This window comes from Kribbella swartbergensis (assembly GCF_054784135.1).
Genome location: NZ_BAAGPM010000015.1, coordinates 89,265 through 107,561 on the forward strand (window position 1 = coordinate 89,265; position 18,297 = coordinate 107,561).

Here is an 18,297-nt window from a genome sequence, read left to right on the forward strand (position 1 = left end):
GGTGACGGCAGATGAGCGAGACCGCTCTCCGGGAGCTGCTGGATCAGCGGGTCGCGGTCCTGGACGGTGCCTGGGGCACGATGCTGCAGTCCGCCAAGCTGACTCCGGCCGACTACCAGGGCGACCGCTTCGCCGGTCACACCCACGACGTCACCGGTGATCCCGACCTGCTCAACCTGACCCGGCCGGACGTCGTCCTCGACGTCCACCGGCAGTACCTGGCCGCCGGCGCGGACATCACCACCACGAACACGTTCACCGCGACGAGCATCGGGCAGGCCGACTACGGTCTGCAGGACCACGTCCGCGAGATGAACATCGCCGGGGCGCGGCTCGCGCGGCAGGCCGCGGACGAGTTCGGCAACCGGTTCGTCGCCGGTTCGATCGGGCCGCTGAACGTGACGCTGTCGCTGTCGCCGCGGGTGGAGGATCCGGCGTACCGGGCGGTGACCTTCGAGCAGGTGCGGGACGCGTACGCCGAGCAGATCGCGGCGCTGGCCGAGGGCGGCGTGGACCTGCTGCTGATCGAGACCATCTTCGACACCCTGAACGTGAAGGCCGCGATCGCGGCGGCCCGCGAGGTCGCGCCGCAGCTGCCGCTGTGGATCTCGGTGACCATCGTCGACCTGAGCGGCCGGACCCTGTCGGGGCAGACGGTCGAGGCGTTCTGGAGTTCGGTCGAGCACGCCGAGCCGCTGATCGTCGGCGTCAACTGCTCGCTCGGCGCCCGCGAGCTCCGCCCGCACGTGGCCGACCTGGCCCGGTTCGCCGGCACCTACGTCGCCTCGCACCCGAACGCCGGTCTCCCGAACGCGTTCGGCGGGTACGACGAGACGCCCGAGCAGACCGCCGGGATGCTGCGCGAGTTCGCCGAGTCCGGCCTGGTCAACATCGTCGGCGGCTGCTGCGGCACGACCCCCGCCCACATCGAGCAGATCGCGGCGAACGTGGCCGGCCTGGCACCGCGGACCGTCGTACCGCCGGACCACACCACCCGGTTCTCCGGGCTCGAGCCGTTCCGGATCGGGCCGGACACCGGGTTCGTGATGATCGGCGAGCGGACCAACGTCACCGGGTCGGCCCGCTTCCGCCGGCTGATCGAGAGCGGCGACTACCAGGCCGCCGTCGACGTCGCGCTGGAGCAGGTGCGCGGCGGGGCGAACCTGCTGGACGTGAACATGGACGCCGACCTGCTCGACAGCGAGCAGGCGATGACCACGTTCCTGAACCTGATCGCGACCGAGCCCGAGGTGGCCCGGATCCCGATCATGATCGACAGCTCGAAGTGGTCCGTGCTCGAGGCCGGGCTGAAGTGCGTCCAGGGCAAGGGCGTGGTCAACTCGATCAGCCTCAAGGAGGGCGAGGAACAGTTCCTCGAACAGGCCCGGCGGGTCCGCGACTACGGCGCCGGCGTGGTGGTGATGGCCTTCGACGAGCAGGGTCAGGCCGACACCACCGAGCGCAAGGTGGAGATCTGCGCGCGGGCCTACGATCTGCTCACCCAGAAGGCCGGCTTCCCGCCCGAGGACATCATCTTCGACCCGAACGTCCTGGCCGTCGCGACCGGCATCGCCGAGCACAACGGCTACGCCAAGGCCTTCCTCGAGGCCTTGCCGCTGATCAAGGAACGCTGCCCCGGCGTGCACCTGAGCGGCGGTATCTCGAACCTGTCGTTCTCGTTCCGCGGCAACGACGTGGTCCGCGAGGCGATGCACTCGGCGTTCCTGTTCCACGCGGGCAAGGCCGGCCTGGACATGGGCATCGTGAACGCGGGACAGCTCGCGGTGTACGCCGACATCCCGCCGGACCTGCTGGAACTGGTCGAGGACGTGCTGTTCGATCGCCGGCCGGATGCCACCGACCGGCTGGTCTCCTTCGCCGAGACCGTCAGCGGCCGCGGGACCAAGCGTGAGGTCGATCTGTCCTGGCGCGAGGGGACGGTCGAGGAGCGGCTGTCGCATGCGCTCGTCCACGGCATCGTCGACTACATCGAGGCGGACACCGAGGAGGCCCGGCAACGGCTGCCCCGGCCGCTCGACGTGATCGAGGGCCCGTTGATGGACGGCATGAAGATCGTCGGCGACCTGTTCGGCGCCGGCAAGATGTTCCTGCCGCAGGTGGTGAAGAGCGCCCGGGTGATGAAGCGCTCGGTCGCCTACCTGGAACCGTTCATGGAGGCGGAGAAGGAACAGGCCCGGCTGGAAGGCCGCGCCGAGTCGGTGCGCGGCCAGGGCAAGATCGTGCTCGCCACCGTCAAGGGCGACGTACACGACATCGGCAAGAACATCGTCGGCGTGGTGCTCGGCTGCAACAACTACGAGGTGATCGACCTCGGCGTGATGGTGCCGGCGGCGAGGATCCTCGACACCGCCGTGGCCGAGGGTGCCGACGCGATCGGCCTGTCCGGGTTGATCACGCCGTCCCTCGACGAGATGGTTGCCGTCGCCACCGAGATGCAGCGCCGCGGACTCAAGCTCCCGTTGCTGATCGGCGGTGCGACGACGTCCAAGCAGCACACCGCCGTACGGATCGCGCCGGCGTACGACAACACGACCGTGCACGTGCTGGACGCGTCGCGCGTGGTCGGGGTGGTGTCGGACCTGCTCGACGACGAGCGCGCCGAAGAGCTTGCCCGCAGCAACGCGGCTGAGCAGGAGCGGCTTCGGGAGCAGCACGCCGGGAAGCAGCGCACCCCGCTGCTGACGCTGGCCGACGCCCGCGCCAACGCCGAGCCGGTCGACCACGCCGAGCTGCCGGTGCCGACGTTCACCGGGCTGCGTCGGGTGTCGCCGTCGATCGAGACGCTGCGCGAGATGATCGACTGGCAGTTCCTCTTCCTGGCCTGGGAGCTGAAGGGCAAGTACCCGGCCATCCTGGAGCAGCCGGTGGCCCGCGAGCTCTTCGACGACGCGAACGCGTTGCTCGACGAGATCGTTGCCAATGGCTCCTTCTCGGCCAAGGGGGTGTACGGGTTCTGGCCGGCGCACAGCGAGGGTGACGACATCGTTCTCGACGGCCGGGACGTGAGCTTCCCGATGCTGCGGCAGCAGACCGCGAAGCCGGCCGGGCGGCACAACCGGTGCCTGGCGGACTACGTCGCGCCGGCCGGGGACCACCTCGGCGGGTTCGGGGTGGCGATCCACGGTGCCGAGGCGCTCGCCGCGACGTACGAGGAACGGAACGACGACTACCGCGCGATCATGGTCAAGGCGCTGGCCGACCGGCTGGCGGAGGCGTTCGCCGAGTGGATCCACCTGGAGGCGCGACGGGCCTGGTTCGAACCGGGCGCGGAGCCGGTGCTGGAGGATCTGCACGCCGAGCGGTTCCGTGGGATCCGGCCGGCGCTCGGGTACCCGGCGAGTCCGGACCACTCCGAGAAGAAGGACCTGTTCGAGTTGCTGCAGGCGGACACGATCGGCCTCGGGCTGACCGAGTCGTTCGCGATGACACCGGCCGCGGCGGTCAGCGGTCTGATCTTCCAGAATCCGGCCTCGCGCTACTTCAGCGTCGGCCGCGTCGGCCGCGACCAGGTCGAGGACTACGCCGTACGCCGTGGGATGCCGGTCGACGAGGTGGAGCGCTGGCTGCGGCCGAACCTGGCCTACGACCCGGACTGAGCGGCGTGGGTCTTCTGGGGCCTCCCCGGTGTTTACGCTGACGGAATGACAGCCTCGATCCGCCCTGCCGAACCCGCCGACGCCGACGCGGTCGCAGCCATCTGGTACGCCGGATGGGGCGACGGCCACCTCGGTCACGTGCCGGAGGAACTCGTCGCGTTCCGGACGAAGGAGTCGTTCTGGACCCGGGCTGCGGAACGCGTCGCCGACACCACCGTCGCTGTCGTCGACGGCGAGGTCGCGGGATTCGTGATGGTGGTGGGAGACGAGGTCGAGCAGGTGTACGTGTCGCGTGAGCACCGCGGTTCGGGGGTCGCCGGCGTACTGCTGTCCGAGGCCGAGCGGCAGGTGAAGGCCAACGGGCATTCGCAGGCGTGGCTCGCGGTCGTGACCGGCAACGCGCGGGCCCGGCGCTTCTACGAGCGCAGCGGCTGGACCGACACCGGCGCCATCGAGTACCCCGCGTCGACGGAGACCGGCACGCTACCCGTCCCCTGTCGTCGATACGTCAAGCAGGTTTGACGGTGTCTCCCTCCCAACTCGTGTCGGGTAGGCCTACCCTGCGGAGATGAACGAGTGGTCGGCTGGTGACATCTACGAGTCGTATGTGGGCCGGTGGAGCCGGCTGGTCGCGGAGGAGTTCGTCCGCTGGCTGGATCAGCCCGCCGGACTGCGCTGGCTGGACGTGGGGTGCGGTACGGGCGCCCTGACCAGCACGATCCTGCGTACGGCGGACCCGGCCTCGGTGCTCGGCGTGGATCCGTCGGAAGGTTTCGTCGGGTACGCGCGGCAGACGGTCCAGGACGAGCGGGCCGATTTCGACGTCCGGTCCGCGGCCGAACTCCCGGACGGTCCGTACGACGCGGTCGTCGCCGGTCTGGTGCTCAACTTCATCCCCGAGCGGATCGAGGCGCTGCGCCGGATGCGCGAGATCGGCTCGACGGTCGCGGTGTACGTCTGGGACTACGCCGACGGGATGCAACTGATGAAGTACTTCTGGGACGCGATGATCGACGTCCGGCCGCAGGATCGCGACCACGACGAAGGGCTCCGCTTCCCGTTCTGCACGGCGGAAGGTCTCGAAGGGCTGTTCACCGAGGCCGGGTTCACGACGGTCGGCACGCGCGAGATCGTCGTACCGACGGAGTTCTCGTCGTTCGACGACTACTGGCGGCCGTTCCTCGGCGGCCAGGGGGTCGCGCCGGCGTACCTCCGCAGCCTCCCCGAGCCCGACCAGGACGAGCTGCGCGAAGCGGTCCGCGCCCGCCTCCCCATCCGACCCGACGGCTCGATCCACCTCACAGCCCGAGCCTGGGCCGCGAAGGCAGTCAGCTGAATCGTCATGTCAAAACTGTGGGGGCGGCTCCGTCGTATCAGTGAAGGGAGTGCGCCGATGAAGTTTCTGCTGATCCTGCAGGGTAAGAGTGCGGACCTGTGCCGCGACGAGTTCGAGCACGCCGCCCGCGAGGCCGGTGAGCTGGTCGGCGGCGAGATGCTCGCCGATCCGCAACTGGCGATCACCGTTCCGGACCGGGCCGGCGCCACGCCGATCGACGCCTACTACCTGATCGACGTGGAGACACCGGCCCGCGCCCTGGAACTGGCCTACCTCCTGCCCGACACCCGCGCGTCCGGGAGGTCGGTGGAGATCCGCGCAGTCATGCACTCGACCGCCGTCGACTTCTAGCACTCCCGCCAGCCGTCAGCGCGGGCCGACGTCGGAGGCGGTGAGCGGGCGGTTGAGCGGCGCGGCCGGGCTGTACTCGTCGGCGCCGACGTCGGCCCGGCCGGTGCGCGGGTGGCCGTCGAGGTCGCGGGTCACGGTCGGGTAGGTTTTGCTGGCGGCGTTGATCGCGGGGCTGCTCGAGCTCAGCCGTCGTACGCCGTCCGAGCCGGTGCCGAGCTTCGGGTCCTTCCGGGCGAAGCCGCCGGGGATGTTGCCGTCGGCGGCCGCGCCCCAGCAGATGTTGCCGGACCAGCTGATGCCGTCCAGGTACGGCATCGAGACCAGCTGCCGGCCCGAGTCGCCGACCAGGAGGTTGTCGGAGATCGTGCAGTCGCGCGGCGGCAGGGTCCGCTGCGACTCCCCGCTGATCGCCGTACCGCACGACAGGATCGTGTTGAGGGCGATCGTCACCCGGTCCGGCGCGTCGTTGCCGCGGCGGCTCTCCGGTGAGTCCTCCGGTTTGTGGTCCTGCACGTTCCCGCTGCCCAGGACGACGCCGGAGCCGCCGACCCGCTCGACGTAGTTGTTCACGATCAGATGATCGTTGCCGTAGATCCGTATGCCGTTGCTTCCGGCAAGGATGAAGTTGCCCTCGACCCGGGTCCGGTTGCCGTGCCGGAGCACGATGCCGCCGAGGCTGTCGCGGATCGTGTTGTACCGGACGGTGTTGGCCGACGACTTGACCGAGATCGCCTCCGGGTCGCCGTCGACGCGTTCGAACAGGTTGTACTCGACCACCGCGCCCGCGTCGCTGAGCGATCGCCCGCTCAGCCCGAGCCGGATCGGTTCGCCGCCGTTGTCGCCGGCGAAGGTGTGGTCGGAGAAGTGGTTGCGGGTGATCCGCACACCGCGCGCCATCCCGTCCGGCCCGGGCCCTTCGACACCGACGAAGACGCCGAGTGTCGACTTGTGGTGGAAGTGGTTCCGCTCCACGGTCGTGTGGTCGCCGCGGATCATCAGCCAGTGGACGCCCTCGATGTCGGCAAGCTGGAAGTCGTTCCGACTGATCCGGACGTGGTGACAGCTGGTCGGCACCTCGAACGTCGTCTGCTGCCGAAGGCTGAACCCGCTTACCATGACGTACGACGAGTCGCCGAAGACGAACCCGCGGCTGCCGGTCAGCGTCACCCCGCCGATCGACTCGGCGCGCACGGTGATCGGCGCGTCCGCCGTACCGCGCTTGCCCTGGATCGGGATCGTCTGGCCGTCCGGTACGGCGTACGTCCCGTTGACGAGCACGATCTCGTCACCGGGGCGGGCCGCGGCGATCGCTCTGCGGAGTTCGTCGAGCGTCCTGGCCCGGACGGCTCGGGCCTGAACTCGGATCTGGGCCTGGGCGAGGGCGGTCGGGGCGACGCTGGCGGTGGTGGCGAGGGTGGCGCCGACGGCGGTGAGGAAGGTACGGCGATGCATGGCTGCTCCTCCGGGATCGGGGCGGTGGTCCGGATGTGGCGCTCAGTCTGGGGCGCGCCAGCCCGGTCTGGCAAGCGCTTGCCAAGCAACTCGCCGGGATCTCCCGCCCGACGGGACACGGCGGATGGCAGTTCCACCGCGCAGCCCGCCTATGCGGCCCGCGGCAACCCGGCTCCGCCGCCTGCGGCGACCCGGCTACGCCGCCCGCAGCGACCCGGCTACTCCGCCCGCACAGCGCGGGTATGCCGCCCGCAGGGGCATGACCTAAATCGCTGGCCGGTCGGGTGCTGCGTGGCCGATCATGGGTCGCATGCCGACCAAGGCCGCTGCCGCTTACTGATTCCGCGACACCTCGCCGGATCACGCCCGTCGTCGCCGACGGGCCCCTTCAGCGCGCAGCCTTCAGCCTTGGAGTTCATCGCCTATGCACACCCTGCCGTCGCAGGCGTGGATCGAGATCGCGTGTGACGAGTCGGGATTCTCCGGGAGCAACCTCCTGGACCCCGAGTCGCCCGTGATCACCCACGCCGGCGTGGATCTCGCCGTACCGGAGGCCGCCGAGGTGGTCGACGTCCTCAGGTCCTCGTTCCGTCGCCGCGGATCCGAGTACAAGTCCAACGTGCTGCTCCGGCCCGAGCAGCGCCCCGAGCTCGAGTGGTTCCTCACCGTCTTGCGCGGCCGGGCGCGCGTCCACGTCATCGACAAGACCTGGTACGTCGCCCGCCGGGTGATCGAGTTGCTCGTCGCCGAACCGTCGTACGGCGCGGGGACCAGCCTGGCCCGTGATCACGACGAGGCGGCACTGGGCATCTACCGGGCTGAGGGCCGCACCGAGTTCCTGGACGCGTTCCTCCGGATGACGCGGACGAAGCGGTTGCGGCTCGTCGACCAGGCCCGGATCGACCGGTTCTTCGAGACGATGCCGGACGGCGTACCGGAGCTGCGGGAGCTGACGCGAAGCCAGGTGGAGGACGTCGTACTGCGGCTGATCGACGACGATCCGGCGATTCCGCCGCCGCTCGAGCCGATGGTGCCCGCGCTGGCGGAAACCGCGCTGAGCTGGAGTGCCGGGTGCCGGTCGGTCGCCGTCGTCCACGACGAGCAGAGCGCCCTGACCCGGCATCGCATCGCGCGGCTGCGCACCTACCTGGCCGGAGCTGTGTTCCCGGCCCCGCCGCCGCTGTTGACCGTGCAGCAGGTCGACTCCCGCCGCGATCCGCGCGTCCAGGTCGCCGACCTGCTGGCTGGCATCGCACGGCGCATGCATTCGCAGCCGAGCGAACTGCTCCAGCCCTACCTGGTGGGCGGGCTCCACCCGCCCACCACGCTGGATCAGCCGACCGGCTGGCGGGTGTAGGCGCGGCCGACGTCGATGCCCAGGATCTCGGGCCGGCCGGCGGGTTCCGGTCCGAGGACCTTGGCGAGGGCCGGGCCGAGACGGGCGGCGAAGAAGCGGTCGGCATGCTCCTTGGTCTCCCACAGGGTGACGACTCGGAGCCCGTCGGCGGTGGTGCCGACGTACCGCGCCTCCATGCCCTCGACGGGGTCGTCGCCGAGTTCGTCGAGGACCCGGTCGAACTGCTCGATCGCCGTGAACGGCGGGGTGGCGACTGCGATCCACTGCATGATTCCTCCTAGGTGAGTGCTGTCACTCGTCACGCTAGGAATCTCGTCACCGCCGCGAATCCGCCGGATGACTCATCAGGGGTACTCATCCACAGGTACTCAGCGGCGGCTCGACCAGGCGGCGATCTGGCTGCGGGTGGTGAAGCCGAGCTTGGTGAGGATGTGCTGGACGTGGTTCTGCGCGGTCCGCTCCGAGATCACCAGCCGCGCGGCGATCTGCCGGTTCGTCAGCCCCTCGGTCACCAGCCCGGCCACCTCCAGTTCACGGGCACTCAGGCCGTGCTCCTGGCCGCCGTTCAACCGTGCGACGAGAACACCGGCCCGCTCCGCGTACGCCGTCATGCCGAGCGCATCGACCAGGCGAGCCGCCTCGGTCGCGAGCGGCCGGGCCCGATCGCGGTCGCCCGGCCGGGCGCGGGTGAACAGCGTCCACGCCAGGTGGTACTGCGCTTCGGCAACGAATCCTGCGGCTCCTGTGGTCTGTGCCTGCTGGACCGCCGTCGCGAAGTCGTTGACCGCGGCATCCAATCGGCCCAGGGTCGCCGCGGCCAGGCCGATCGCCAGCTCGGCCGGCCCCATGTAGGCGACACCGTTGCCTACGGCATGTTCCCCGCGGAACGGCTGCAGCCGGTCCAGCAGCACGGCGAGGTCGTCGTACCGTCCGAGGCCGCAGCAGACCACCGTCGCGTACACGTACGCCGGCAGCACGAAGAACGCCGGCAACGACCACGTCTCGATCGGACCTGCCTGCCGGTACGACGCCTCGGCCTGCTCGGGCGAGTTCGCACAGAGCAACAGGTGCGCCCGGGACAGCAACGAAAGCGTGGCGAACCGAGGTGGTGGTCGGAACGGCCGCTCGACGAACTGCCGTAGCTCGTCGGTGACCCCGACATGGCCGGCCAAGGCGATCTGCAGCGCGAAGTAGGCACCGGTGGCCGGAGCAGGTTCGACCTGCTGCATCCGGTCGAAGCCACGCCGTGCCAGCAGTGCTGCCTCGGCGTAGAGGCCGCGGGCCTGCGCGATGCAGGCGGCGATGCGGTCGTGGTGCCAGGCCGCGACCGGACCGCCGAGGCGGTCGACGGCGACGCGGAGGCGAGGGAGTTCCTCGGCCGCGGCGGCGAGCCGGCCGCTCTCGATCAGTGCGTCGAGCCGCCAGATCCGGCCCCACATCTCGGCCCGGGGATCGCTGGTCCGTTCGGCCAGGTGAAGCATCTCCGTGGCGAGCTCCAGCCGTTCGGCGCGACCGTCGGGACCCGGACACGCCTCCTGGCGTGCGCGCAGTGCGTCCGCCAAGGCGCGGTCGTCCTTCGAGGTCCGTGCGAGAGCGAGTGCCTCCGAGCTGAGTTCGTCGAGCCGGGCCTGCTCGCCGTCGTAGAAGGCGAGTTGGCTGCGCAGGGCAAGGAGCCGTGCGCGCCGGACGGGATCGACGTCTCGGGTGAGCGCTTCTTCACACAGCCGTTTGGCGGTCGCGTTGATGGCCGGATCGGGGACCGCTTCGAGCACCAGCGCCGCCTCGGCCGCCTGTCGGGGACTCTGTGCCGCCGCCGCCGCCGCCGCCGCCGCATCCGCGGCCGCGGCACAACAACCCTGCAGATCACCGGCCAGGTACGCGGCCTTGCCCAGGGCAACCAAGATCTCGCAACACTCCTCGTTGTCGAGAGGTCGCGTCGTCAACGCCTGCCGGTAGAGCCGAACACCTTCCTCGTAGGCCAGTCGCCGTACGGCGTCCTCGGCCGCGCGAACGATCCACCGCCGGGCGACCGTGCCGTCGCCGTACTGCGCGAGGAACGCGTGGTGACTGGCGATCGTGGCCACCTGCCCGTCGGGATGGTCCTCCAGGGCCGCGACGACAGCGCGGTGGAGGGCCGTGCGTTCGGTGGTCGACAGAGAGCCCTCGACGGCGTCCCGGGTGAGGGCGTGCACGAACCGGAAGTTGCCGTCCAGGCGGTCCACGAAGCCCAGCTTCGTTGCCTCGTCCAGCAGAGGGAGGCAGTCGTCGACCGATCGTTGCAGCGTCGCGGCAACTGTTCGGAGGCGGAAGTCGCGGCCGACGACAGCGGCGGCCTGAACCAGCCGGCGGCAGTCGGCCGAGGCTCGGGCGAGCCTGGTGGCGACGATCTCCCGGACCGAGCGCGGCGGTGGCTGGTTCGGACGCCAGGAACCGTCGGCGATGGCGCGAGCCAGTTCGCGGACGAACAGCGGATTGCCGCCGGTGGTCTCGTAGACAGTGGCCGCCAGCTGCGGGTCGGTTGTTGCCGATGACAACTGCTCGGCGACTTCGTCGTGGTCGAGGGCGCGGAGGTGCAGGTGTTCGGCGGCCGAGAGGTCACCGAGGCCGGTGACGTCGCGGGCGGTGGCGAGGATCAGGACACACAGGTCCGCCAGGTGCCCGGCGAGTTGCCGCAGTACCAGCAGGGAGGGTTCGTCGCCACGGTGGATGTCGTCGAGGATGATGACGAGGCCGCGGTCGGCGGCCGACCGTCGTACCCCGTCGGTGATCTCCTCGAAGAGCTTGAAGCGGTCGTCGCCGGCGAGCACCTGATCCGCGTCCACCTCGACCGACCGCAGTACCTGCCGCCAGGGCCAGTAGGCAGGGGCGCCTTCCGTCTCGGCGCACCGGCCCCACGCGACGGAGGCTCCTTCTGCGAGGGCCAGGCCGGCGAGTTCCTGCGCCAGCCGGGTCTTTCCGATCCCTGCCTCACCGGTGCAAGCACCAGGCGCCCGCGTCCCGCACGAGCCTCGTCCAACCATGCGCGCAGCGCTTGCAGCTCGCTCCGGCGCCCCACCATCGCCATGGGGCAAGCATCACCCCCGAGGCGACCTGGCGGAAGTCCCGCGGGCATGCTCGGCCAGGAAGTCCTCCCAGGTCCGCGTTCCGACGGTCGCGCCGCTGAGCGTCAGGTTGCCTCCGGCCCGGTACACCTTGCCTGCCTTACCCGGTACGCGGACCGGGAGCGACAGCCGGCGCTTGCCGGTCACCTTCAGGTAGTCGCGGGCGAGCTCGCCGACGCTGTAAACCTTCGGCCCGACCAGATCGGGCACCAGGCCGGCTGGTTCGCCCAGGGCCAGCTCGACGATCCGCTCGGCCACGTCCCGCGCATCCACGGGCTGGAAACGCAGTCCGCCAGGCACAGGCATCACCGGCAGCTTCGCCATCGCCTGTACGGTCTTCAGCGCGAAGTCGTGGAACTGCGCCGCCCGTACGACGGTCCACGGCACCGACGACTCACGGACCGCCTGCTCCGCGCCGAGTTTCGCCTCGAAGTACGTGAACGGCAGCTGATCCACCGCGGTCACCGAGATGTGCACCAGGTGCTTGACCCCGGCGCGTTCCGCCGCCTTGACCAGGTTCCGTGTCCCGACGTCGTCCCCCTTCGGTCCGCCGGCCAAGTGCACGACCACGTCGACACCCTCCACCGCCGCGTCGATCCCGTCATCGGCCAGCAGATCGGCGGCGACGTACTCGATGCTGTCATTGCGGTCCTTCGCGTGGCGGCTCAGCACCCGCACCTTCCACCCTGCCGCCTGCACCAGCGGCACGACCTGCCGGCCCAGCGTCCCGGTCCCACCCGTCACCAGCATGGTTCCCACGGTTCCTCCACTCGTCAGGTGGACCCACTTCCCGGGTCCCTACCCTTCTGACGAGCCCCCGCAGGGGAGTGTGACCGGTGTGTCCGGCGTCACCAGTCAGCGGGCGGTTCGTGCTCGACCGGCCAGAGTTCGACCGCGTTCTTCTCGGCCCACGGCATGTCGGCAGCGATCTCGTGAGCCCGCTCGAGGCTGTCCACCTCGAGCAGGTAGAAGCTGGCCAGGTACTCCTTCGTCTCCAGGTACGGTCCGTCCGTCACCGCCGGCATCCCGTCCGCACGCCGTACCACTTGCGCCGTCGACTCGTCACCGAGCCCGTACGCCGCCAGCAACTCCCCGGTCGCCCGGTACTTCCGGTTGTACGCGTCCTGCCGCGCCACGGCCTCCTGCCACTCCTCCTTCCCGAGCGACGCCCACTTCTCCCGATTCCCATAGATTGCGAGCAGATACTTCACAAGCGCCGATTGTGAAGTGTCGAGCCCGGTTCGTCGACTCCGACGTCTCTGCGTACCGGCTCTCTTCAGGAGGTTGTCGTGAAGTACGTGATTCTGATCCACTCCAATCCGCAGCCGTGGGGGCACCCGACGCCGGACTACACCGCGGACGGGCGGGCCTTGCCGGCTGAGCAGCGCGAGCAGATGTACAAGGAGTTCGGGGAACTGCTCGCCGAGTTGCAGGCGTCGGGGGAGTTCCTCACCGCGGAGGCTCTCGACTCGCCGGCTTCGTCGACCGTCTACCGGTGGGGCGGCGGCAAGCCGGTCAGCACCGACGGCCCGTACGCGGAGGCGAAGGAGCAGCTCGCCGGGTTCTTCCTGTTCGACTTCGCCACCCGGGAACGCGCCGAGGAGATCGCCACCAAGTTCGCCGGCCCGGGAGATGTGATCGAGTTACGCCCCGTGATGTGACCGATGCCCTGTCCATGAGGTGATGTACGCCGTACCCCCGGGGCGGAAGTTCTCCTACTCTGAATGGCCTTACCGAGAGTCAGGAGCACAGACCGTGACGACCGTCGTTCTGATGGGGCCGCCCGGCGCGGGCAAGGGAACCCATGCCGAGTTGCTGGCCGGTCGTCTCGGCGTACCCGTCATCTCGACCGGCGACATCTTCCGTGCCCAGGTCGCCGCGAAGACCGACCTGGGCCGGACCGCGCAGCGGTACCTCGACGCCGGCGAGTACGTCCCGGACGAGATCACCAACGCGATGGTCCGCGAACGCCTGGCCGCCGAGGACACCCGGCCCGGCTTCCTCCTCGACGGCTACCCGCGCACACTCGACCAGGTCGCCGTACTGGACGACCTCCTCGCGACGCAGGGCCGCAGCCTCGACGCGGTGGTCGCCCTGCGGGTCGATGAAGAGGCTCTGGTACGCCGCCTGCTCCGCCGGGCCGAGATCGAACACCGCTCCGACGACACCGAGGACGTGATCCGCCGCAGGCTGCAGGTGTACGGCGACCAGACCGTCCCGCTCATCAGCTTGTACTCCGACCGCGGAGTGCTGCACAACGTGGACGGCAACGGCGAGATCGCCGAGGTCCGCGAACGCCTCCTCCAGGTCGCCGGCGCCCTCACCCCAGCCGGCTGACGTTCTCCCGGCACACCGAGAGATCTAGCTGCGCCAGACCGGGGCGACGGTTCTGCGGTAGGTGCGGCCAAAGAGGCCGGTGATGACGGTGAAGACTGGCTTCGGGATGCCGCTGGTGACGGCGGTCAGTTCCTCCGGGGCGGCGCCGTCAGTGACCCAGGCGAAGAACGTGCCGCCCTGGGACGGACTGACCTTCGCGAACTGCCGGCCCATCGCCTTCAGTGCGGCGGAGTCCTGATTCTGCAGGTACACCGGTTCGATCTCGGCCTCCTCGTGATCCAGGTGCTGCACGGTCACCCGCTGCAGTTCCCGCATCGCGGTGAGCGCCGCGGCCGCGTCCTCGGCACTCGCCGTACGGCGTAAGGACGCCATCGCACCGCGCGTCGCGGTCAGCGCGGCCGCCATCGTGTCGTGCTCGGCGTCCATCTGGGTCAGTACGTCGTGGCTCACGCCGATCGATTCCAGCGCCGGCCAGGCGATCTCGTGCTCGCCCTCGTGGTGACGTGTCAGTTGCTCGTCGAAGTTGGCCCAGGCCGTCGCCAACTGCTGAGCCCGCTGCCGACTCCCCGCCGGAAACCGCTCCAACGCGTCGACGAACCTCCCCAGATCCCGCCGAAACGCGGCATGGATCGCCTTGTTCATACTCATTTCCCCCATGCAGGCGAGGGTAAGGGCGCCGGTCCGCCGAGGGAAGGAGCGGGAACATCGACTGCGGCAATCGAGTTGTCACTGTGCATGCATGGTGAGTACAAGGTGCCCGGCGGGAAGTTGGTTGTGGCGGACCTGGATGTGGTCGACGAGCACGTGCGGCGGGCTCAGATCAGTGGGGACTTCTTCCTGGAGCCGGACGACGCGCTGGAGCGGATCAACGGTGCGCTCGCCGGACTGCCGGTGGCGACTCCGGCGGCTCAGGTGGCTGCTCGGGTGCGCGCCGTACTGGGTGATGGCGTGGAGATGCTCGGATTCTCGCCGGAGGCCGTCGCGGTCGCCGTACGACGGGCGCTGACAGGCGCGACCGGTTGGCGCGACCACGAGTGGGAGTTCGTGCACGACGTACCGCGCGAGCCCGCGCTCCAGATGGCGCTCGACGAGGTGCTGACCGAACAGGTCGGTTCCGGTGAGCGGCCACCCACGCTGCGCGTCTGGGAGTGGGCGTCGAACGCTGTCATCATCGGCAGCTTCCAGTCCCTGCGCAACGAGGTCGACCTGGACGGTGCCGCCAAGCACGACGTGACGGTGGTACGACGGATCAGCGGCGGCGGAGCGATGTTCGTCGAGCCGGGCAACACGATCACGTACTCGCTCTACGTCCCCGAGTCGCTGGTCTCGGGACTGTCCTTCGTCGAGTCGTACGCGTTCCTGGACGACTGGGTGATCGGCGCACTCAACGAACTCGGCATCGCGGCGACGTACCAGCCGATCAACGACATCACCTCGCCGGCGGGCAAGATCGCCGGCGCCGCCCAGAAGCGGTTGGCGGGCGGCGCCGTCCTGCATCACGTCACGATGGCGTACGACATGGACGCCGCGAAGATGCTCGAAGTACTGCGGATCGGTCGCGAGAAGCTGTCCGACAAGGGCACCACGAGCGCCAACAAGCGCGTCGACCCGCTGCGCAGCCAGACCGGCCTCGACCGCACCGAGGTGATCGACCGGATGGTCGCGTCGTTCGCGAACCGCTACGGCCTCAAACCGGGCACCATCGACCCGACCACCGTGGAACTGGCCGAGGACCGCGTCCGCACCAAGTTCGGCACCGAGGACTGGCTCACGCGCGTCCCGTGATCACCGGCGCGTCAGCGTGACATGGGTGACGGCGGGGGAGCTCACCATCTCGGCGACCTGGTAGTTCCGCAGGGCGTCCGACGTTGTCGAACAGGCGCTCGCCGCCGCCGCGCACCGGGCCGAACATGTTCCGGCCCATGATCGTCGCGCCGACGCCCTCGTCCCACCGGCCGATCCGGTCCGCGTCGATCCCGGTCCTGCCGGCCTCCCGATCCTCCTGCGCGGCGAAGCCGTCATGCCGGCTTTGACGTCACTACTCGGTCCAATCCAGTTGCGGCTCGGGAATCCCCGACTCGCGCCCGAATGCCTGCGCCTCCGCGCGGGCCGCGGTGTCACCGCGCCGGTACCGGAAGACCCGCCCGGGGAACACCACGAAGATCTCCTGGTCGTTGTGGAAGTCGGCGTACCACCCCGGCGAGTCCAGCGCCGCCGACAACTCCCCGGCCAGCGACTCCGTGTGCTTGTCCTCCACGTCGAACTCCAGCACCGACCACACCGGAGGCTGATCGGTCGTCGCGGTGCTCACGTCGTACCGGCTGATCTTCCGCACCACCAGCGGAATCCCGGACAGCTCGGTCCCGACCCGAAGACTTTCCAGAATCAACGTGCCCTCGTACACCCGGTCTCCTCTCGTCACCGCCGAGGCTAGGTCACGCCACCGACTAGTTTTGGGTCGTGAACCGGATCGGGTACGTCATCCTGTACGTCGAGGACCTCGACGCGTCGGTCGCGTTCTACCGCGACGTGATCGGGCTGCCGTACAAGTTCACCGACGCCGGGTACGCCGAGTTCGGGACGGACGGGACCCGGTTCGCGTTGTACGAGCGGCGGCGGGCGGAGTGGTTGACCGGGCAGCCGGTGACGCCCGGGCCGGCCGCCGAGATCGTGCTGGTCGTCGACGACGTGGACGCCTGCGCCGATCGCCTCGCGACTCAGGGCGTGACCGTGCTCAGCGGCCCGGCGGACCGTCCGTGGGGCCACCGGACGGTCCATGTCGCCGACCCGGACGGTTTCGTCGTCGAGTTCGCCCAGGAGATCCCTCGCCGGCGAGGGCGTCAGCGGCGGTAGTGGTTCTGGTGCCAGCGGTGCCGGTGGGCTCCGCTGAACATCGCGATCCAGAACAGGCCCCACAGCAGCCACGGCGCGGTCAGTATGACCGCGGTGACGACGAGGCCGATCATCAGGATCGGCGCCAGCATCACGAACGGCGGCGGCGTCGCCGGCCGCTGCCGCTGCTTGACCACCTTCGCCGGCGGGGACCACGGCCCCCGCACGAGTTGCAGTTCGGCCGGGTCCGGGAGGTCGTCGAACAGTGGTGCGAGGTCGTCGGCGTACCGGGCCCGCGTGGCCTGCTCGCTGCGCTCCTCGAACTCGTCCTGGGTCAGCCGGCCGGCGACGAAGTGGTCACTGAGCATCGCCACGGCCTGGTCGCGTTCGGCGTCGCCGATGCGGACCGGGCCGTGACGGTCCGGGAGGTGTGAGCTCATGACCGGTCCTGCTCGTCGTCGGCGAGGATGCCGTACAACTTGCGGCGCAGGTCGGCCAGCGCGTCCTTGGCCTGCGCCTGCTGTTCCGGCGTACCGGTGGCGAGGATCTGCCACATCGCGGTCGCGACCTGGCCGAGCAGCGGTTTCAGCCCGTTCTCGTCCTCGTCGGCCGGTGCGCTCATCGCCTCCCACGGCGTGGTCACCTCGTCGGCGTGCTCGGCGACGTACGCGCGTCCCTCGTCGGTCAGGGTGAAGGTACGGCGTCCGACCTCGGCGTCGGCGGTGACGAGCCCCTCGTCCTCGAGTTGCTGCAGGGTCGGGTAGATCGAGCCCGGGCTCGGTTTCCACACCCCGCCGCTGCGCTCGGCGATCTCCTGGATGATCTGGTAGCCGTTCATCGGCTGCTCGGCCAGTACGGCCAGGATCGCGGCGCGCACGTCACCGCGGCGCGCCTTCGGTCCGCGCCAGCGCGGCGGCGGCCCCCACGGCGGCGCGAACATCTGGCCGCCGAACATTCCCCACTGGGCCCCGAACGGGTGATGTCCGTGATGGCCCCTGCGGCCGCCGGTCATCGCGGCGCGCAACTCTTCCTTGATGTCGTCGAAGGCTGAACAGTGTCGCGCGAGGTGCTGCCAGGGCCACCCCGCGGAGTACGTCCATCCGGTCATCCCGACCACCGTCCCTCAGGTGAAGATGCGATAGTTCGACGATATATCGCGAACGATCGCAACCCAAGAGTCGACTGTGGCCTAGCCGGCGAACTCCAGGTCGGCGGCGGTGGCCACGAGGACGACCGAACTGCCTTCGACGGCGATCTGCCGGAGGGACGCGCCGAACGGGAGTTCAGGCAGCGTGATGCCGCGGGCCAGCAACCGGGAGATCGCGTCACGGACAACGGACGGGACGGACCCGGAGAGCTCGTCGACCGCCAGGACGATGCGTCCTTTGTCCACCTTCGGGCTGATCGCCACGTCGGCGTCGATCCCGCGCACCGACAGCCGGGCGTGCAGCTTGCCCTCGACGATGCGCAGGGTCAGGTCGTCCACACCGGTCGCCCGGGCCGCCAGCTTGGCCAACTCGGCCGGCGACAACCGCACCTTCATGTCCGTCGAGTCGACCGTCACGGCCGCACCGGAGCCGCCCGTGACCAACTCGCGCGGCACATGCACGCCCGTCATCGTCACGACCAGATCCTCGGCGGGCACCGACGAGATCGTCGGCTGCCGCATGGTCAGCGTGACGGAGGAGAACTCTTCCTTCACCACCTGCGGCAGGAATCCGAACCCGCCGATCTTCACCTCGGTGTCCGCGGCGCGTACGTCGTACTGCGCGGCCTCGTCCGCGGCCATGGTCGCCAGCCGGTCCTCGGCCACCCACGCCGCCGCCCGATCGGCACCCACGGCGAGACACCCCAGGATCACCACCGTCACCACCGAACGCCGCAACCACCGCCGCGGTTTCCCAGCACTCATCC

The 18,297-nt window shown here is 69.7% G+C and carries 19 protein-coding genes; 9 read left to right on the forward strand and 10 right to left on the reverse strand.

What is annotated here, in order from left to right; all coding sequences use genetic code 11:
* Positions 1 to 11 precede the first annotated feature (11 nt).
* The 4 genes from metH to ACYVOK_RS11290 are packed head-to-tail and all read left to right on the forward strand — an operon-like array spanning position 12 to position 5,304.
* Positions 12 to 3,617: a methionine synthase gene (metH, locus tag ACYVOK_RS11275; RefSeq protein ID WP_460662274.1), complete on the forward strand. Its 3,606-nt coding sequence runs from the start codon at positions 12 to 14 to the stop codon at positions 3,615 to 3,617.
* Between the two features lie 45 nt (positions 3,618 to 3,662).
* Positions 3,663 to 4,139, forward strand: a complete 477-nt coding sequence (locus ACYVOK_RS11280; RefSeq protein WP_460662275.1) for a GNAT family N-acetyltransferase — start codon at positions 3,663 to 3,665, stop codon at positions 4,137 to 4,139.
* Positions 4,140 to 4,185: 46 nt separating this feature from the next.
* The gene (locus ACYVOK_RS11285; protein ID WP_460662276.1) at positions 4,186 to 4,953 is read left to right on the forward strand and encodes a class I SAM-dependent methyltransferase; all 768 of its coding nucleotides are present in this window, start codon (positions 4,186 to 4,188) and stop codon (positions 4,951 to 4,953) included.
* A 57-nt stretch (positions 4,954 to 5,010) separates the two neighbouring features.
* Positions 5,011 to 5,304, forward strand: coding sequence for a YciI family protein (locus tag ACYVOK_RS11290; protein WP_460662277.1), 294 nt, complete (start codon positions 5,011 to 5,013; stop codon positions 5,302 to 5,304).
* A gap of 15 nt (positions 5,305 to 5,319) precedes the next feature.
* Here ACYVOK_RS11290 and ACYVOK_RS11295 read toward each other — a convergent pair whose 3' ends face one another.
* Positions 5,320 to 6,756 carry a polysaccharide lyase 6 family protein gene (locus tag ACYVOK_RS11295; RefSeq protein ID WP_460662278.1) on the reverse strand — a complete coding sequence of 479 codons (1,437 nt, stop codon included), beginning with the start codon at positions 6,754 to 6,756 and terminating at the stop codon, positions 5,320 to 5,322.
* A gap of 424 nt (positions 6,757 to 7,180) precedes the next feature.
* On the opposite strand from ACYVOK_RS11295, the gene ACYVOK_RS11300 reads away from it, so the two are divergent.
* Complete coding sequence (locus tag ACYVOK_RS11300; protein ID WP_460662279.1) at positions 7,181 to 8,113, forward strand: DUF3800 domain-containing protein; 933 nt, start codon at positions 7,181 to 7,183, stop codon at positions 8,111 to 8,113.
* On the opposite strand, the gene ACYVOK_RS11305 is transcribed toward ACYVOK_RS11300, so the two are convergent.
* The 4 genes from ACYVOK_RS11305 to ACYVOK_RS11320 all read right to left on the reverse strand — a co-directional run bounded on the left by ACYVOK_RS11305 (position 8,089) and on the right by ACYVOK_RS11320 (position 12,425).
* Positions 8,089 to 8,382 carry a hypothetical protein gene (locus ACYVOK_RS11305; protein ID WP_460662280.1) on the reverse strand — a complete coding sequence of 98 codons (294 nt, stop codon included), beginning with the start codon at positions 8,380 to 8,382 and terminating at the stop codon, positions 8,089 to 8,091. The two genes, ACYVOK_RS11300 and ACYVOK_RS11305, sit on opposite strands and share 25 nt — an antisense overlap.
* A gap of 99 nt (positions 8,383 to 8,481) precedes the next feature.
* Positions 8,482 to 11,133 (reverse strand): ATP-binding protein, encoded by a 2,652-nt coding sequence (locus ACYVOK_RS11310; protein WP_460662281.1) that lies wholly within the window; start codon positions 11,131 to 11,133, stop codon positions 8,482 to 8,484.
* 54 nt (positions 11,134 to 11,187) lie between these two features.
* Positions 11,188 to 11,964, reverse strand: coding sequence for an SDR family oxidoreductase (locus tag ACYVOK_RS11315; protein ID WP_460662337.1), 777 nt, complete (start codon positions 11,962 to 11,964; stop codon positions 11,188 to 11,190).
* 98 nt (positions 11,965 to 12,062) lie between these two features.
* Positions 12,063 to 12,425 carry a YciI family protein gene (locus tag ACYVOK_RS11320; RefSeq protein WP_460662282.1) on the reverse strand — a complete coding sequence of 121 codons (363 nt, stop codon included), beginning with the start codon at positions 12,423 to 12,425 and terminating at the stop codon, positions 12,063 to 12,065.
* Positions 12,426 to 12,503: 78 nt separating this feature from the next.
* On the opposite strand from ACYVOK_RS11320, the gene ACYVOK_RS11325 reads away from it, so the two are divergent.
* Together ACYVOK_RS11325 and ACYVOK_RS11330 are read left to right on the forward strand one after the other, a co-directional pair.
* A complete protein-coding gene (locus ACYVOK_RS11325; protein ID WP_460662283.1) occupies positions 12,504 to 12,875 on the forward strand; it encodes a YciI family protein in 372 nt (123 codons plus the stop codon).
* 94 nt (positions 12,876 to 12,969) lie between these two features.
* Entirely contained in the window at positions 12,970 to 13,551 is a 582-nt protein-coding gene (locus ACYVOK_RS11330; RefSeq protein WP_460662284.1) for an adenylate kinase, read from the forward strand.
* Positions 13,552 to 13,575: 24 nt separating this feature from the next.
* Here ACYVOK_RS11330 and ACYVOK_RS11335 read toward each other — a convergent pair whose 3' ends face one another.
* Positions 13,576 to 14,208 (reverse strand): hemerythrin domain-containing protein, encoded by a 633-nt coding sequence (locus ACYVOK_RS11335; protein WP_460662285.1) that lies wholly within the window; start codon positions 14,206 to 14,208, stop codon positions 13,576 to 13,578.
* Positions 14,209 to 14,286: 78 nt separating this feature from the next.
* On the opposite strand from ACYVOK_RS11335, the gene ACYVOK_RS11340 reads away from it, so the two are divergent.
* Positions 14,287 to 15,336, forward strand: coding sequence for a lipoate--protein ligase family protein (locus tag ACYVOK_RS11340; protein ID WP_460662286.1), 1,050 nt, complete (start codon positions 14,287 to 14,289; stop codon positions 15,334 to 15,336).
* 253 nt (positions 15,337 to 15,589) lie between these two features.
* Here the strand turns inward: ACYVOK_RS11340 and ACYVOK_RS11345 are convergent, their stop codons facing one another.
* The gene (locus ACYVOK_RS11345; protein ID WP_460662287.1) at positions 15,590 to 15,973 is read right to left on the reverse strand and encodes a hypothetical protein; all 384 of its coding nucleotides are present in this window, start codon (positions 15,971 to 15,973) and stop codon (positions 15,590 to 15,592) included.
* Positions 15,974 to 16,011: 38 nt separating this feature from the next.
* Between ACYVOK_RS11345 and ACYVOK_RS11350 the strand changes: the two genes are divergently transcribed.
* Positions 16,012 to 16,404, forward strand: coding sequence for a VOC family protein (locus tag ACYVOK_RS11350; protein ID WP_460662288.1), 393 nt, complete (start codon positions 16,012 to 16,014; stop codon positions 16,402 to 16,404).
* On the opposite strand, the gene ACYVOK_RS11355 is transcribed toward ACYVOK_RS11350, so the two are convergent.
* From ACYVOK_RS11355 to ACYVOK_RS11365, 3 genes are all read right to left on the reverse strand, one after another.
* Positions 16,392 to 16,823 (reverse strand): DUF1707 SHOCT-like domain-containing protein, encoded by a 432-nt coding sequence (locus tag ACYVOK_RS11355; RefSeq protein ID WP_460662289.1) that lies wholly within the window; start codon positions 16,821 to 16,823, stop codon positions 16,392 to 16,394. The two genes, ACYVOK_RS11350 and ACYVOK_RS11355, sit on opposite strands and share 13 nt — an antisense overlap.
* Positions 16,820 to 17,491: a PadR family transcriptional regulator gene (locus ACYVOK_RS11360; RefSeq protein ID WP_460662290.1), complete on the reverse strand. Its 672-nt coding sequence runs from the start codon at positions 17,489 to 17,491 to the stop codon at positions 16,820 to 16,822. The genes ACYVOK_RS11355 and ACYVOK_RS11360 overlap by 4 nt, the downstream gene beginning before the upstream one ends.
* Before the next feature lie 81 nt (positions 17,492 to 17,572).
* Positions 17,573 to 18,295, reverse strand: a complete 723-nt coding sequence (locus tag ACYVOK_RS11365; protein ID WP_460662291.1) for an LmeA family phospholipid-binding protein — start codon at positions 18,293 to 18,295, stop codon at positions 17,573 to 17,575.
* Positions 18,296 to 18,297: the final 2 nt, after the last annotated feature.

Bases quoted from the DNA above. Each gene is read 5' to 3' on its own strand.
- ACYVOK_RS11305 (WP_460662280.1), bottom strand. From the start codon at position 8,382: ATGCAGTGGATCGCAGTCGCCACCCCGCCGTTCACGGCGATCGAGCAG.
- ACYVOK_RS11365 (WP_460662291.1), bottom strand. From the start codon at position 18,295: ATGAGTGCTGGGAAACCGCGGCGGTGGTTGCGGCGTTCGGTGGTGACG.
- ACYVOK_RS11315 (WP_460662337.1), bottom strand. From the start codon at position 11,964: ATGCTGGTGACGGGTGGGACCGGGACGCTGGGCCGGCAGGTCGTGCCG.
- ACYVOK_RS11340 (WP_460662286.1), top strand. From the start codon at position 14,287: ATGCATGGTGAGTACAAGGTGCCCGGCGGGAAGTTGGTTGTGGCGGAC.
- ACYVOK_RS11280 (WP_460662275.1), top strand. From the start codon at position 3,663: ATGACAGCCTCGATCCGCCCTGCCGAACCCGCCGACGCCGACGCGGTC.
- ACYVOK_RS11295 (WP_460662278.1), bottom strand. From the start codon at position 6,756: ATGCATCGCCGTACCTTCCTCACCGCCGTCGGCGCCACCCTCGCCACC.
- ACYVOK_RS11290 (WP_460662277.1), top strand. From the start codon at position 5,011: ATGAAGTTTCTGCTGATCCTGCAGGGTAAGAGTGCGGACCTGTGCCGC.
- ACYVOK_RS11360 (WP_460662290.1), bottom strand. From the start codon at position 17,491: ATGACCGGATGGACGTACTCCGCGGGGTGGCCCTGGCAGCACCTCGCG.
- ACYVOK_RS11355 (WP_460662289.1), bottom strand. From the start codon at position 16,823: ATGAGCTCACACCTCCCGGACCGTCACGGCCCGGTCCGCATCGGCGAC.
- ACYVOK_RS11285 (WP_460662276.1), top strand. From the start codon at position 4,186: ATGAACGAGTGGTCGGCTGGTGACATCTACGAGTCGTATGTGGGCCGG.
- ACYVOK_RS11310 (WP_460662281.1), bottom strand. From the start codon at position 11,133: ATGGTTGGACGAGGCTCGTGCGGGACGCGGGCGCCTGGTGCTTGCACC.
- ACYVOK_RS11300 (WP_460662279.1), top strand. From the start codon at position 7,181: ATGCACACCCTGCCGTCGCAGGCGTGGATCGAGATCGCGTGTGACGAG.
- metH (WP_460662274.1), top strand. From the start codon at position 12: ATGAGCGAGACCGCTCTCCGGGAGCTGCTGGATCAGCGGGTCGCGGTC.
- ACYVOK_RS11335 (WP_460662285.1), bottom strand. From the start codon at position 14,208: ATGGGGGAAATGAGTATGAACAAGGCGATCCATGCCGCGTTTCGGCGG.